At 68.2% G+C, this 14,235-nt stretch carries 11 protein-coding genes; 8 read left to right on the plus strand and 3 right to left on the minus strand.

Going from position 1 to position 14,235, the window contains the following annotated elements:
* Together G3N93_RS20920 and G3N93_RS20925 are read right to left on the minus strand one after the other, a co-directional pair.
* On the minus strand, positions 1 to 1,270 hold a 1,270-nt coding region (locus tag G3N93_RS20920), incomplete at its 3' end, for a Zn-dependent hydrolase (protein WP_206133856.1).
* Positions 1,267 to 2,649 (minus strand): dihydroorotase family protein, encoded by a 1,383-nt coding sequence (locus G3N93_RS20925; protein ID WP_206122449.1) that lies wholly within the window; start codon positions 2,647 to 2,649, stop codon positions 1,267 to 1,269. The genes G3N93_RS20920 and G3N93_RS20925, both read right to left, overlap by 4 nt.
* A 99-nt stretch (positions 2,650 to 2,748) precedes the next feature.
* Between G3N93_RS20925 and G3N93_RS20930 the strand changes: the two genes are divergently transcribed.
* The 7 genes from G3N93_RS20930 to G3N93_RS20960 all read left to right on the plus strand — a co-directional run bounded on the left by G3N93_RS20930 (position 2,749) and on the right by G3N93_RS20960 (position 12,141).
* Positions 2,749 to 3,639 (plus strand): LysR family transcriptional regulator, encoded by an 891-nt coding sequence (locus tag G3N93_RS20930; RefSeq protein WP_174939643.1) that lies wholly within the window; start codon positions 2,749 to 2,751, stop codon positions 3,637 to 3,639.
* Positions 3,640 to 3,900: 261 nt separating this feature from the next.
* Positions 3,901 to 4,992, plus strand: coding sequence for a DUF917 domain-containing protein (locus G3N93_RS20935; protein ID WP_174929852.1), 1,092 nt, complete (start codon positions 3,901 to 3,903; stop codon positions 4,990 to 4,992).
* A 12-nt stretch (positions 4,993 to 5,004) separates the two neighbouring features.
* A complete protein-coding gene (locus G3N93_RS20940) occupies positions 5,005 to 6,657 on the plus strand; it encodes a urocanate hydratase (protein WP_206133857.1) in 1,653 nt (550 codons plus the stop codon).
* 36 nt (positions 6,658 to 6,693) lie between these two features.
* Positions 6,694 to 8,016 carry an MFS transporter gene (locus tag G3N93_RS20945; protein ID WP_174929851.1) on the plus strand — a complete coding sequence of 441 codons (1,323 nt, stop codon included), beginning with the start codon at positions 6,694 to 6,696 and terminating at the stop codon, positions 8,014 to 8,016.
* Positions 8,017 to 8,033: 17 nt separating this feature from the next.
* Positions 8,034 to 9,668 (plus strand): histidine ammonia-lyase, encoded by a 1,635-nt coding sequence (hutH, locus tag G3N93_RS20950; RefSeq protein WP_206133858.1) that lies wholly within the window; start codon positions 8,034 to 8,036, stop codon positions 9,666 to 9,668.
* 165 nt (positions 9,669 to 9,833) lie between these two features.
* The gene (locus G3N93_RS20955; RefSeq protein ID WP_174939637.1) at positions 9,834 to 10,934 is read left to right on the plus strand and encodes a porin; all 1,101 of its coding nucleotides are present in this window, start codon (positions 9,834 to 9,836) and stop codon (positions 10,932 to 10,934) included.
* A gap of 109 nt (positions 10,935 to 11,043) precedes the next feature.
* Positions 11,044 to 12,141, plus strand: coding sequence for a porin (locus G3N93_RS20960; RefSeq protein WP_206133859.1), 1,098 nt, complete (start codon positions 11,044 to 11,046; stop codon positions 12,139 to 12,141).
* Between the two features lie 45 nt (positions 12,142 to 12,186).
* Here G3N93_RS20960 and G3N93_RS20965 read toward each other — a convergent pair whose 3' ends face one another.
* Positions 12,187 to 12,891: a GntR family transcriptional regulator gene (locus tag G3N93_RS20965; protein ID WP_174943428.1), complete on the minus strand. Its 705-nt coding sequence runs from the start codon at positions 12,889 to 12,891 to the stop codon at positions 12,187 to 12,189.
* Positions 12,892 to 13,074: 183 nt separating this feature from the next.
* On the opposite strand from G3N93_RS20965, the gene G3N93_RS20970 reads away from it, so the two are divergent.
* Positions 13,075 to 14,235, plus strand: a 1,161-nt coding sequence (locus tag G3N93_RS20970) for an alanine--glyoxylate aminotransferase family protein (protein WP_241026630.1), incomplete at its 3' end; no start/stop codon positions are given.

Consider the following 14,235-nt stretch of genomic DNA (forward strand, 5'->3'; position numbering starts at 1 on the left):
TGCCCGCCAGCGAACGATCGAGCCCAACGAGCGTTTGATACAGCACACGTGTGCCGTCGAGCAGTTGCTGCGGCTCGCTCCATTCTTCCGGGCACTGGCTGCGGCCGCCCAGGCACGGCATGACGATCATCCCGATCGGCCCGGTCGGCGCGACGTACACGGCATCGTGCCCCGCGCCGCTCGGCAGCCGCATGCTCGGATAGCCGAGCTGGGTGGCCGCCTGTTCGACCGCGTCCATCACGAGCGGCTGGCAGTCGGTCGGCCGTGCGCGGCTCACGTGCTCCGCACGCGCGCTCAACCGCAACGCGTCGAGCCGCGCGGCCGCACCGGCCAGCAGCGCCTCGGGGAAAGCGTCGAGCACCGCGTCGCTGTCGCTGCGCACTTCGAGCATCAGCTCGACGTGCCCCGGCACGGCGTTCGGCACGTTCGGCGTCATCGCGATCCGCCCGATCGTCGCCACGACATAGTGCGGATTGCCCGACAGCGCCGACGCGCGCGCATGCGCGGCTTCGATCAGGTGGGCGGCGCCGACGAGCGCGTCGCGACGGATGTCCATCGGCGTCGTGCCCGCGTGGTCGGGCTGCCCGGTCACGGTGATCAGCACGCGCCGGATGCCGACGATGTTGGTCACGACACCGATCGGCAAGCCGCGCGTCTCGAGTACCGGCCCCTGTTCGATATGCAGTTCGACGAACGCGGCCGTGCTGCCCGGCGCACGCAGCGGTTCGCGCAGCGCGTCCGGATTGCCGCCGATGCGGCGCAGCGCTTGCGCGAGCGTTTCGCCTTCGGCGTTCGTCGCGCGCAGCATGCCGGCGTCGAGCACGCCCGACAGCGCACGGCTGCCGACGCACGAGATGCCGTAGTCGCTCGGTTCTTCGGACAGGAAGTCGATCACCTCGAACGGATGGTCGAGCACGATCCCCTGCTCGTTCAGCGTATGCGCGACCTCGATGCCCGCGAGCACGCCGATGATCCCGTCGAAGCGGCCGCCGCCGACCACCGTGTCGCAGTGCGACCCCGTGACGAGCGGCTTCGTACAGCGGCCGCTGCCTTCGCGGCGGCCGATCAGGTTGCCGCCCGCGTCCATCGACACCGTGAGGCCGGCTTCGGCGAACTGCGCGGCGAGCCATGCGCGCGCTTCGGTGAAGAGTGGCGAGAACGCGCGGCGCGTCCACGGGACGTCGGGCCGCGTGAAGCGCGCCAGTTGCTCGACACGCGCGTTCAGGCGTTCGGCGTTCAGCGGCGGGAAAGGGAAATCCGTCGGATTCATGCGTGCTCCTGCGTAGCGATCGACCGGCTGCCGTGCGGCTTCAGGAAGCGGCCCGAGCCTGCCGGGTTGACGATGCGCTCGCCGTCGTACACGAGCGCGCCGCGACAGTAGGTGGCGGCGATCCGCACCGTGAATTCCATCCCTTCGAACGCGCTCCACTGCACGGCCGACAGGCTGCGCGACGGATCGAACGCGTAACGTTCCGGCGTGAGGATCACGAAATCCGCATCGGCGCCGACGTCGAGCGATCCCTTGCGGTCATCGAGCAGGAAATGCCGCGCCGGGTTCGTCGCCAGCAGTTCGGCCACGCGCGTCGGCGCGACGCCATGCTGTTCGCAGCCGGTCCAGAACGCGGGCAGCAGCGTTTCGAGCCCCGGGCCGCCCGACGCGTTGCGGAACACGTTCGGGTCGCCCTTGCGTTCGAGCCCCCAGCTCACGTGGTCCGACGACACGAACGTGCATTCGCCGCGCGCGATGTGCGTCCACAGCAAATCCTGCTCGGCGCGCGGCCGGATCGGCGGGTAGTGCTTGGTTTTCGCGCCGAAGCGCTTCGTGTGCGTCTCGTGGTCGAGCATCAGGTACTGCACGCAGGTCTCGATGCTCGCGCGATGCCCGGCCTGCCGGAACAGGTTGCACAGCTCGAAGCCGCGCGACGTCGACACGTGCACCGCGTGCGCGCGGGCGCCCGTCTCCGCGCCGATCTCGTAGATCAGCGCGGTCGCGAGGTTCTCGATCAGCGGCGGATGCGCGCGCAGGAACGCGTCCCAGCCCGTGTCGCCGGCTTCGATCATCCGCGCGATGTTCTTGCGCGTCATGTCCTGCATCTGGTTGTGCACGCCGCATGCGAGGCCCGACGGCGCGATCAGCCGGAACGCGTCGTACAGCACGTCCTCCTCGACGCGCGGGAACCGGCCGGGCGTCGCCTCGAACGTCGAGAACTTGAACGCGCACACGCCGCCGTCGATCAGCCCGGCCGCCGCATCGAGGCCGTGCTTCGCGTTGAGCGTGCCGTACAGCGCGACGTCGACGTGGCAATCGCGCTCGGCTTCCGCGATCTTGCGGTCGAGCTGCGCGCGCGACGCGACCGGCTCCGGATCGTCATACGGCATGTCGACCATCACCGTCACGCCCCCGGCGGCGGCCGCACGCGACGCGTGACCGAGCCCCTCCTGGTTCGCCTGGCTGGCCGCATGCACCTGCCCGTCGACGACGCCCGGCAGCACCCACTGCCCGCGCGCATCGATCGTGTCGCGCGCCGCCGGCGGCACCCCCGTACCACGTGCGGCGATCCGCCCGTGCCTGATCGCGAGCCAGCCGTCGTCGACCACCTCGCGCGCATCGACCAACCGGCCGCGCACCACCTGTTCGAATTCGCTCATCTGCGCCTCCTGCTTTTTTGATCACGAGCAGTTTAGGCAGCGCTCTGCCAGAATGTCTCATGCCGATTTATCGCCCCCACATAACATGGAGTTAAGGCTGTGCGTCTGAACCTGCGCCAGATCGAGGTGTTTCGCGCCATCATGCTGACCGGCTCGATCAGCGGCGCCGCGAAGCTGCTGCACGTATCGCAGCCGGCCGTCTCGCGGCTCATTTCGTATGCCGAGCAGCGGCTCGGCCTCGCGCTGTTCGAGCGCATCAAGGGGCGGCTCTACCCGACGCCGGAAGCGCAGCGGCTGTTCGTCGAAGTGAATGCGGTGTACCAGGGCGTGCAGCGCGTCAACGAAATCGCGGAAGACCTGATCGAGAACCGGATGGGCCACCTGCGCATCGCGTGCAGCCCCAATCTCGGGCAATCGCTGCTGCCGCGCGCGATTGCCGCGTTCTACGAACGTTTTCCCGACGTGCGCATCATCCTGCACACGATGATCCCGAGCGTGCTGCTGCAGGCGGTGCTCACGCAGCAGGTCGAGCTCGGCATCGCGTTCCTGCAGGACACGCACCCGAACGTCGAAAGCCAGCGTCTCTATGAAAACCGGATGGTCGCGGCCGTGCCCGCGTCGCACCCGTTCGCGCGCCGCAAGACGCTCGCCGTGCGCGATCTCGCGGACCAGCCGCTGATCGGCTATGGCAGCGACATCCCGCTCGGGCAACTGGTGCGGCGGCTGTTCAGCGACGAAGGGCTCGTGCCGCAGGTGAAGATCGAAGTGCAGCAGGCGCACGTCGCGTGCGCGCTCGCGCAGGCCGGCACCGGCATCGCGCTGATCGACGAACTGACGGTCGCAGGCCCCGTGTGGCCGCAGATCGTCGTGAAGCCGATCGTGCCGACCATTTCCGCGCCGGTCAGCGTGCTGCACCCGGTGCTCGCACCGCTGTCGCGCCTCGCGCACGAGTTCATCGACACGCTGCACGCACTCTCCGCCCCCGCGTGAATTGCGTTGCCCGAACAGGCTGAAACCGTTGTCCGGCCTGCGTTTCGGCGCAGTACCGACGGTGGCGGATTGCGCCGTTCGCCATCCGTCGCTCGAGCGTCACCGGGATTACCCTACGCTTAACATGGCGTTATGAAGTCTCCATAAAATAGCAATAACGCTCAATATTCGGCGTCCCTAGAATCGTTTGGACAGTACCGCCACACAAGGCTTTCCGGCCGGCGCGTACGGGCCTTTTTCCCCTCTCAGGACAAACGACACATGGGACGCATTCTGTCTTCGAAGGACGTCGAAGCCGCCGTCAAGGGCGGTTCGGTTTTCGCATGCGGCGGCGGCGGCTGGGCCGACCACGGCCGTGAACTCGGCACGCTCGCGGTCACGATCGGCCGCCCGGAACTGGTGAGCATCGACGAGTTGCCGGACGACGCGTGGATCGCCACGGCCGCCGCGATCGGCGCGCCGGGCGGTCTCACCGACTGGCAGATGCTCGGCGCCGACTACGTGAAGGCCGCGCAGCTCGTGCAGGACGCGCTCGGCGCGCCGCTCGCGGGGCTCATCATCGGGCAGAACGGGATGTCGAGCACGCTGAACGCGTGGCTGCCGTCCGCGCTGCTCGGCACCAAGGTGGTCGACGCGGTGGGCGACATCCGCGCGCATCCGACCGGCGACATGGGCTCGCTCGGCCTCGCGTCGAGCACGGCGCCGATGATCCAGGCGGCGGCCGGCGGCAACCGCGAACACCATGCGTACATGGAAGTGGTCGTGCGCGGCGCGACCGCGAAAGTGTCGCCGGTGCTGCGCAAGGCGGCCGACATGGCCGGCGGTTTCATCGCGAGCTGCCGCAACCCGATTCGCGCATCGTACGTGCGCCAGCATGCGGCGCTCGGCGGCATCAGCCGCGCGCTCGCGCTCGGCGAAGCGATCATCGACGCCGAGCGGCGCGGCGGCAGCGCGGTGATCGACGCGATCTGCGCGGCCACGCACGGCGAGATCATCGCGAGCGGCAAGGTCGAGCGCAATACGCTCGAATACACGCGCGAAGCATTCGACGTGGGTCTCGTCTACCTCGGCAGCGGCACGCAGCGCGCGGTCATTCATGTGATGAACGAACACATGGCGGTGGACGATGCGCACGGCGAACGGATCGCGACCTACCCGGACGTGATCACGACGCTCGATGCCGAAGGCCGCCCCGTCAGCGCGGGCCAGCTGAAGGAAGGGATGGAGATCCACGTGCTGCGGGTGGCGAAGGCGCACATTCCGCTGTCGTCGTCGGTGTTCGATCCCGCCGTGTATCCGCCGGTCGAAGCCGCGCTCGGCATCTCGATCGCCGACTATGCGCTCGCACGCTGAACGGGGGGCACGATGACGAACCAGACGAACCGCACCTTCGAAGTGACCTCGGGCACCACGCTGCGCTGCAAGGGCTGGCGCCAGGAAGCGTTGCTGCGCCTGCTCGAGAACGTACTCGCCGTCGGCGAGGATCCCGAACAGTTGATCGTCTACGCGGCGCTCGGCCGCGCGGCACGCGACTGGCCATCGCACGACGCGATCGTGCGCACGCTGAAGACGATGGACGAGAACGAGACGCTCGTCGTGCAGTCCGGCAAGCCCGTCGCGCTGCTGCGCACGCATGCGAGCGCACCGCTCGTCGTGATGGCGAACTGCAACCTGATCGGCCAGTGGGCGAAAGCCGAGCACTTCTACGAACTGGAGCGACGCAACCTGATCTGCTGGGGCGGCCTCACGGCCGGCGACTGGCAGTACATCGGCTCGCAGGGCGTGATCCAGGGCACCTACGAAATCTTCTCGCGGATCGCCGAGCGCCATTTCGACAACGACCTGCGCGGGCGCTTCATCCTGACGGCCGGCCTCGGCGGCATGGGCGGCGCGCAGCCGCTCGCGGGCCGGATGGCGAACGCGGCGACGCTCGTCGTCGAGATCGACCAGACCCGCATCGACAAGCGGCTGCAGATCGGTTTCCTCGAACGGCAGGCGCGCGATCTCGACGAGGCGCTCGCGCTGATCCGCGATGCGCAGGCCCGGCGCGAACCGATCTCGGTCGGCCTGCTCGGCAACGCATCCGACGTGTTCCCGGCGATCCTCGCGCGCGGCGTCGTGCCCGACATCGTCACCGACCAGACGGCCGCGCACGATCTCGTGTACGGCTACGTGCCGTCGGGCTACACGCTCGACGAAGTGCGTGCGCTGCGCGACAGCGACCGCACGAAGCTGATGGACGCGAGCCGCGCGTCGATCGTGCGGCACGTCGAAGCAATGCTCGGCTTCAAGGATCGCGGCGCGATCGTGTTCGACAACGGCAACCTGATCCGCACGCATGCGAAAGACGGTGGCGTTGAACGCGCGTTCGAGATTCCGGTGTTCACCGAAGCGTTCCTGCGCCCGCTGTTCTGCCGCGCGATCGGCCCGTTCCGCTGGATCGCGCTGTCGAACGACCCGAACGACATCCGCGTCATCGACGACTACCTGCTCGAACACTTCCCGGACAACCGGATCGTCACGAACTGGATCCGCAAGGCGCGCGAATGCGTGCCGTTCGAAGGGCTGCCGGCACGCATCGCGTGGCTCGGCCACGGCGAACGCACGCGGCTCGCGCTGGCGGTCAACGCGATGGTGCGCGACGGCGTGCTGGCCGGGCCGGTCGCGTTCACGCGCGACCACCTCGACGCCGGCGCGATGGCGCACCCGAACATCATGACCGAGAACCTGCGCGACGGTTCCGACGCGGTGGCCGACTGGCCGCTGCTGAACGCGATGATGAGCTGCTCGTCAATGGCCGATCTCGTCGCGATCCATTCGGGCGGCGGCGGCTACAGCGGCTACATGACGAGCGCGGGCATCACCGTCGTCGCCGACGGCAGCGCGGCCGCGAACGAGCGGCTGACGCTGTCGATGACGAACGACACCGCGCTCGGCGTGATCCGCTATGCCGACGCCGGCTACGAAGAAGCGCTCGACGAAGCGCAACGCAAGCAGATTCCGCATATCCGGCTGTAACGGCCGGCTCGCACGACGACAGGACAGGAGATCGAAGTGAAGCAAACCGCGGTTCCCCTCGACACGGCCGACGCCGTGTCGCCCCCTACCTCGAGTGCCGGGCGCGCGATCGCCGCGGCGTCGATCGGCAACGCGTTGGAGTGGTACGACTTTTCCGTCTACGCATTCTTTGCCGTGTACATCGCGCAGAACTTCTTCCATCGCGGCGACACGGGCACCGAGCTGGTCGAGGCGTTCATGGCGTTCGGGATCGGCTTCATCGCGCGGCCGCTCGGCGCGCTCGCGATCGGCGTGTACGGCGATCGTGCGGGCCGCAAGGCCGCGCTGACGCTGACCATCCTCGTGATGGCGGCCGGCACCGGCATCATCGCGTTCGCGCCGCCGTACACGGCGATCGGCGTCGGTGCGCCGCTGCTGATCCTGTGCGGCCGCCTGCTGCAGGGCTTCTCGGCCGGCGGCGAAGTGGGCGGCGCGGCGGCGTTCCTGATCGAGCACGCGCCGGCGGACAAGAAGGGCCGCTATGCGTCATGGCTGCAGGCGAGCATGGCCGCGTCGAACATCCTCGGCGCGCTGGTCGCGACCGGCGTGACGCTCACGCTGTCGCGCGAACAGATCGGCGACTGGGGCTGGCGGATCCCGTTCATCCTCGGCCTCGCGATCGCGCCGGTCGGCCTGTGGCTGCGCAAGACGCTCGACGAAACGCCGCATTTCCGCGCGGAGATGGCACGCGCCGCGCATGCGCCGGCCGAACGCAAGGCGCCGCTGCTGCAGGTCGTGCGCGACTATCCGCGCGCGCTCGTGGTCGGCACCGGGTTCTCGGTGCTGTGGGCCGTGTGCGTGTATGCGCTGGTGATCTACATGCCGACGCACGTGCAGCGCGCGCTGCACTTCGACGGGCGTGACGCGTTCATCGCGTCGCTGGTCGGCAACTGCCTGATGGCCGTCACCTGCGTGTGCGCCGGGAGCTGGTCCGACCGTTTCGGCCGGCGCAAGGTGCTGACGGCCGGCGCCGTGCTGATGCTCGTGTCGGTGTATCCGCTGCTGCACTGGCTCGCCGACGTGCACACGCTCGCCGCGCTGATCGTCGTGCAGAGCGCGTTCTGCGTGATGGTCGCGATCTTCACGGGCGTCGCGCCCGCCGCGCTGTCGGAGCTGTTCCCGACCAAGGTACGCGCGACCGGCATGTCGCTGTCCTACAACATCGCCACGACGATCTTCGGCGGGTTCGCGCCCGCGATTCTCGCGTGGCTCACGCAACGGTCCGGCAACCCGTTCGCGCCCGCCTGGTATGTGATGGTCGCGAGCGTCATCGCGCTCGCGTCGATCGCCGCGCTGTCTTCCACGTCACGTCACGCCTGAATTCGGAGAACCGCTTCATGCAACGCTTCCTCATGCGGAGCGCGATCGCGCTCGCGCTTTTTGCCGCCGTCCCGGCCTTCGCGGACGTCACGCTCGACGGCAGGTCCGTCACGCCCGAATCGATCGCACGCATCGCCGACGGCGAAGCCGTGTCGATCGCGCCGGCCGCCCGCCAGCGGGTCGTCGCCGCGCACGACGTGCTGCTGAAGGCCGCCGCGGCCGGCCAGCAGATCTACGGTCTGACGGTCGGCGTCGGCCTCAACAAGGACCGCGAGATGGTCGATGCGCACGGCAAGCTGAGCCAGGAGGTCATCGACGCGTCGACGCGCTTCAACATCGGGCTGATCCACGCGCACTCGGGCAGCGTCGGCCCCGACATGAGCGTGCGCGTGGCCCGCGCCGCGATGGCCGCCCGCCTGAACGCGATGCTCGACGGCGGCGCCGGCGTGCAGCCCGCGATCGTCGATGCGTACGCGCAGTTCCTCAATCGCGGCGTCACGCCCGCGATGCCGGCGGACGGCTCGATCGGCGAAGCCGACATCACGATCCTCAGCCACGTCGGCCTCGCGATGCTCGGCGAAGGCGACGTGTACTACCAGGGCCGCAAGATCGCGGCTGCCGATGCGCTGAAGTCGGCCGGCATCGCGACGATTCGCCCGTACGGCAAGGACGCGCTCGCGATCCTCAGCTCCAACGCTTATTCGGCCGGCATGGGCGCGCTGGCGCTCACCGACATGGCGCGTCTGGCGCAGGTGTCGAAGCTCGTGTTCGCGCTGAGCCTGCAGGGGCTGAACGGCAACGTGTCGCCGTTCCGCGAGGACACGCTCGCGCTGCGGCCGTTCCCGGCCACGCTGCGCGCGGGCGCCGCCCTGCGCACGCTGCTCGCGGGCAGCAGCCTGTGGAACCGCGATCCGGACCGGCCGCTGCAGGATCCGCTCAGCTTCCGCTCCAGCGTCTACCTGCTCGGCGAAGAGGATCGCACCGCCGACGAAGCGCGTGCGCTGCTGCAGGTGCAGCTGAATTCGAGCGACGACAACCCGGGCGTCGCGGTGGGCGTCACGCCGAAGTCGAACCGCGCGCAGGATGGGGCCGGCTATGTCGACGGCGGCGGCGCGGTGCTGCCGAGCGCGAACTTCGAGCCGCTGCCGTGGGTGCTCGCGTTCGAACAGCTCGGGCTCGCGCTCGGCCACAACGCGCTCGCGTCCGCGCAGCGCATCGTCAAGCTGAACGACCCGCACCTCACCGGCCTCTCGCGCTTCCTCGGCACCGAGGACACCGTGCACGCGTTCGGCGCGATGGAGAAGCCGCCGACCGCGCTCGCGATGACGGTGAAATCGCTCGCGATGCCCGTGTCGCTCGACTACCTGCCGGTCGCCGGCGGCATCGAGGACGTCGCGACGAACGCGCCCGACGTCGTGCAGCGCGTGCAGAAGCAGATCGACGCGAGCTACACGCTGCTCGGTCTCGAACTGATCGAGGCGGCGCAGGCGATCGACCTGCGCCAGCGCAAGCAGCCGTCGTTCACGCTCGCGCCGGCCACGCAGCCGCTGTACCGCGCACTGCGCGCGAAGGTCGCGTTCCTCCAGCGCGACCGCCCGCTCACGCCCGACTTCCGCGCCGCCGATGCGCTGCTGCGCGCGTATCGCGACTGAGCGGCGCACCGCCCTTCCTTCGTTACACCCGTTAGCTGCCGCACCCGCCGCCGCGATCGTCGTTCGATCGCGGTGCGCGGCACGTCCGTCATCTCGCCCGTTCGCACGCAACCGAATCCAGCCACCGCTCGCCGCCTTTCAACCACCCCGCACCGGAACACCATCATGAAAAAAATCCTGTTCGCGCTGCCGCTCGCCGCGGCCGCCACCGCCCACGCGCAAAGCAGCGTCACGCTGTACGGCATCGTCGAAGACGGCGTCGACTACGTATCGAACGTGCAGGGCAAGCACCTCGTGCAGCTCGCGTCGGGCGTGACGGCCGGCAGCCGCTGGGGCGTGCGCGGCACCGAGGATCTCGGCGGCGGCCTGAGCGCGATCTTCCGGCTCGAAAGCGGCTTCGACATCAACTCCGGCCGCCTCGGCAGCGGCCTCGCGTTTTCGCGCAACGCGTACGTCGGCCTGAACGACACGAAGCTCGGCACGCTCACGCTCGGCCGCCAGTGGGATTCGATCGTCGACTATGTCGAGCCGTTCACGCTGAACGGCAACATCGGCGGCTACTACTTCGCGCACCCGAACGACATGGACAACACCGACAACGGCTTCCCGATCTCGAACGCGGTGAAGTACCGCAGCCCGACGATCGCGGGCATCACGTTCGGCGGCCTCTATGCATTCGGCGGACAGCCCGGCCGCTTCTCGGACAACGCGACGTTCAGCGTCGGCGCGAGCTACGCGGCGGGCCCGGTCGGCTTCGGCATCGGCTATCTGCGGATCAACAACCCGGGCGTGTCGACGCAGGGCTACCAGAACTATCCGGGCTTCACGAACGCGATCTACGGCAACTACCTCGATGCGGCGCGTGCGCAGAAGGTGTTCGGTGTAGGCGCGTCGTACCAGGTCGTGCAATGGCTCAAGGTGCTGGCCGACTTCACGAACACGAACTTCCAGCAAGGCAGCGCGGGGCACGACGCGACGTTCCAGAACTACGAGCTGTCGACGCTGGTCACGCCGACGCCGGCCGTGACGATCGGCGCAGGCTATACGTATACGACGGGCCGCGACCACGCGACGAACGCGGAGCCGAAGTATCACCAGTTCAACCTGAGCGTCGAATACGCGCTGTCCAAGCGCACGAGCGTCTACGTGATGGGGGCATTCCAGAAAGCAGCCGGCGACGCGCCGGTCGCGCAGATCGCGGGCTTCAACCCGTCGGGCAACCAGAAACAGGCAGTGGGTCGCGCGGGCATCCGCCACGCGTTCTGACGTTCGTGACGGCTGACGGTCAGGCGTGATGCCTGCCGTCGGTCGGTCGGCAAACGAAACGCGGCGAAGCGTCGGCACGCAGCCGCTTCCTTCAGACCATTTGATCAGTATGCCTACTCATTCAAACCGGAACAAAAACGGGCGACGCCACCGGCTCGCACCGGCGGTCAACCGCCGGTTGCTGTCGGCCGTCGGCGCCTCGCTGATCGCCTGCACGATCGCCGACGAAGCCGCGGCCCAGTCGTCCGTGTCGCTGTACGGGCTGGCCGACGTCTACGTCGGCACGCAAAAGAGTCTCGGCAAGCCGCGCGCGTATGCGATGAATTCGGGCGGCTTCACGACGAGCTTCTGGGGGATCGCCGGCCGCGAGGACCTCGGCGGCGGTTACGCGCTGCAGTTCGCGCTGGAAGCATTCATGCGTCCGTCGAACGGCGGCGCCGGCCGCTTCAGCGGCGATACGTTCTTCGGGCGCAATGCGTATGTCGGCGTCGCGACGCCATACGGCGTGCTGCGCGCCGGACGCAACACGACGCCGTATTACATTTCCGTCGTGCGCTTCAACCCGTTCTCGACGTCGTTCGGCTTTTCGCCGGCACTGAACCCGATGTACAAGGGCGTCGCAGGGCAAGGCCTCGTCGGCGACAACGGCTGGAGCAATTCGGTGCTGGTTTCGACACCCGGCGAGCACGCGCTGCAGGCGAGCCTGATCTACGCGACCGGCAACGAGCCTGGCCACGCGGGCGCGAACCAGTGGGGCGGCAGCGTCACCTATGACGGGCACCGCGCGTTCAGCGCGACGCTCGCGTTCCAGCAGGCGAAATTCGACCGGATGCCCGGCGACCTGAACACCTCCATCGCCGGCTTCACGCAGCAGGACGCCGTGCTGGCCGGCGTCGGCTACGACCTGAAATTCGTGAAGTTCACCGCGTTCTACCAGTACGCGCACGACGCGATCGACGGCGGCGGGCTCGGCACGCATAGCGGGCAGGTGGGTGCGGCGGTGCCGCTCGGCTTCGGCACGGTGCTCGCATCGGTGATGGCCGCGAAAAGCCACGGACGCGACCGCCCGTCGCGAACGACCTGGGCGCTCGGCTACGACTACCGGCTGTCGAAACGGACCGACGTCTACGTCGCTTACATGCGCGACCGCGCGAGCGGCTACGGGAACGGCGATTCGGCCGGGCTCGGCCTGCGCACGGCGTTCTGAGCACGCGCCGTCAAGACGCCATGACGGCGTGCGCGCGGCGTGCGACTACGCGTCCACTTCCGCGTGCAGCAGCAACACCGCGTCGCGCTTCTCCAGCAGATGCCGCCGCAGGATCGCCGCGAGCGCCTTGCCGTCGCGCGCCTCCAGCGCCTTGATCATCTCCTCGTGATCGTGCACCGCGCGATCCCACTTCTCGACGTGCTGGTTCGAGCGGAACCGCATCGACATGATCCGGCGGTTGATCGACTGGTACGTGGCGCGCAGCGCCGAGTTGCGCGCGGCCTCGTTGATGCGGTCGTGGATTTCCTGGTTGCGGCTGTAGTAGCCGGGCAGGTCGTTCTGCATCCGGCACGCGAGCATCGAGTAATGCAGCGCCTTGATCTCCGCGAGCTCCGCGGGCGTGATGCGCTCGCACGCCAGCTCGCCTGAAAACGCCTCCAGCCCCGACATCAGCTCGAAGGTTTCGCGGATCTCCGATTCGCTCATCCGGTACACGCTCGCGCCGCGATTCGGCGACAGCACCAGCAGCCCCTCGGCCGCCAGCACCTTGAACGCCTCGCGCAGCGGCGTGCGCGAGATGCCGAGCGTCTCGCACAGCTCGCGCTCGTTCAGCCGCATGCCCGGCGTGAGCACGCCCTCGACGATGAATTTGCGCAGGTGCTCCACGACGGTGTCGTGCAGCCGCTGCCGCTCCAGTTTCGGCAGTGCCGGCGCGGTGCCGACAGGCTCCAGATCATTCAAATCTTGCATGCAAAGTCCTTCCTTCTTGCTTCCCGCGATTCTACTGCAACTCGCCCGACCCGAATATCTCCCTGCCAATGTCGGGTAAACACCGGCATTTTCGGTGAAATCAGCGCTTGGTTTTGCCGGGATCGCTCTGCTAAAGTATTTTGCATGCAAAATTCAAAATGCAACCAAGGAGACAGAACGACCATGCTGCAACTCGACTTCCATCCGTCCGGCCGCCATTTCCTGCAGATTCCGGGGCCGAGCCCGGTGCCCGACCGCATCCTGCGGGCGATGAGCTATCCGACCATCGACCACCGTGGCCCCGAATTCGGCGCGCTCGGCCTCAAGGTGCTGGCCGGCATCAAGAAGATCTTCAAGACCACGCAGCCGGTGATCATCTATCCGGCGTCGGGTACCGGCGCCTGGGAGGCGGCGCTGACCAACACGCTGAGCGCCGGCGACACCGTGCTGATGTTCGAGACGGGTCACTTCGCGACGCTGTGGAAAAAGATGGCCGAAGCGCTCGGCCTGAAGCCCGAATTCCTCGGCCTGCCGGGCATCGAAGGCTGGCGCCGCGGCGTGCAGCCCGACATGATCGAAGCGCGCCTGCGCGCCGACACCGCGCACGTGATCAAGGCCGTGTGCGTGGTGCACAACGAAACGTCCACCGGCGTCACCTCCGACATTGCGGCCGTGCGCCGCGCGATCGATGCGGCCGGCCACCCGGCGCTGCTGATGGTCGACACGATCTCGGGGCTCGCGTCCGCCGACTACCGCCATGACGAATGGGGCGTGGACGTGACGGTATCGGGTTCGCAGAAAGGGCTGATGCTGCCGCCGGGCATCAGCTTCAACGCGGTGTCGCCGAAGGCGCTCGCCGCGAGCGAGCACGCGACGCTGCCGCGCGCGTTCTGGGGCTGGCACGAGATCATCGAGGCGAACAAGAACGGCTACTGGCCGTACACGCCGAACACCAACCTGCTGTACGGCCTGGCCGAAGCGCTCGACATGATCCTCGGCGAAGGGCTCGACAACGTGTTCGCACGGCACCAGCGGCTCGCGGAAGCGACGCGCCGCGCGGTGCGCGCCTGGGGCCTCGAGATCCAGTGCGCGGACCCGGCCGTCTACAGCCCCGTGCTGACCGGCGTGATGATGCCCGACGGCGTCGACGCGGATGCCGTGCGCAAGCTGATCTACGAACGCTTCGACATGTCGCTCGGGCAGGCGCTCGGCAAGATGCGCATTTTTCTGCAGTGCGCCGAGGATCTTGCGGTCCTGACTGTCGAGCGTTTTCGGCGAGCGTTCACGTGTGGCCATGGCGGAAAGAATCTTCTTCTGAAAACCGGGATTCTATCTGAACGACAT

The organism is Burkholderia sp. Se-20378 (assembly GCF_017104665.1).
GTDB lineage: Bacteria > Pseudomonadota > Gammaproteobacteria > Burkholderiales > Burkholderiaceae > Burkholderia > Burkholderia lata.